An 855-nucleotide genomic window follows, 5' to 3' on the forward strand; every position below is an offset into this window, starting at 1 on the left:
TTTGTAAGTCTATTATTATACTTCTATCAAGATTGGTAGCTTTTATAATAGTGTCTATGTCTATGTTCATATTTAATAAGTTTCTTGCTGTACTTATAGAACCCATTTGTATCCCTCTTTGTTCTCCTATTTGTATTCCTCTTTGTTCTCCTATTTGTATTCCTCTTTGTTCTCCTACCTGCTCTCCAAGTGCATAGCTGTCATGTAATCTGCTTTCTATATCACTTTCTTTCATCAGGATTTTGTTCATAGGCGTATCTTTCTTGTTTGTTTGACCAGAATAAATTCAGTTTGTCGTTTGTCTTTTCTAACATTTCGTTTCTTTCTGCCAACATTTTTCTCTCCTCCTCACTATCTGTCTTTATAAATAGTAACCATTCATTTAATTCATCTAAGTTGTTTACGTCTACTTTGGTCAGGTCTAAAAAGTGTATTTCTTGTATGTCTGTTAATTCTTTTTTTGTCTCTAATTCTGTCAGTCTGTATATTGAGTGTACTTTGTCTTCGCATGGAAATTTTTCGTTTAGTATGGTTATTACTATTGTTTTTGTTAGGCTTGAGTATCTTGCTCCTTTTTGAAAGTTTTCTTTGTATCTGTTTGCCCAGTAAAATAATACTCTGTTTATATAGTCGGCTTGCCATGATTTTTGCATTTCTACGTTTATTTTTTCTCCTGATGATAGTGTGAGTTTTATGTCTAATATTCCTGTTTTTTCGTATATATATGTGTTTCCTATCAGTGTGTTTTCTATTTGCAAATCTTGTATGTCTTTTACTGGTATTTTGAGTATTACGCTTAAAAGTGAAGATAGTATGTCTTTGTTTTCTTCGTTTGAGAATATTCTTTTGAAGGCG

1 protein-coding gene and 1 pseudogene are annotated in these 855 nt (G+C 31.6%); both read right to left on the reverse strand.

The features are described 5' to 3' along the window. Window positions 1-235 (reverse strand): annotated as a pseudogene (locus HMPREF9629_RS12360) (Rpn family recombination-promoting nuclease/putative transposase); the annotation flags it as partial. After that, the coding region (locus HMPREF9629_RS11240) for an Rpn family recombination-promoting nuclease/putative transposase (RefSeq protein ID WP_009526488.1) at window positions 222-855 on the reverse strand (634 nt) is incomplete at its 5' end. The gene HMPREF9629_RS11240 and the pseudogene HMPREF9629_RS12360, both read right to left, overlap by 14 nt.

This window comes from Peptoanaerobacter stomatis, assembly GCF_000238115.1.
Lineage (GTDB): Bacteria > Bacillota > Clostridia > Peptostreptococcales > Filifactoraceae > Peptoanaerobacter > Peptoanaerobacter stomatis.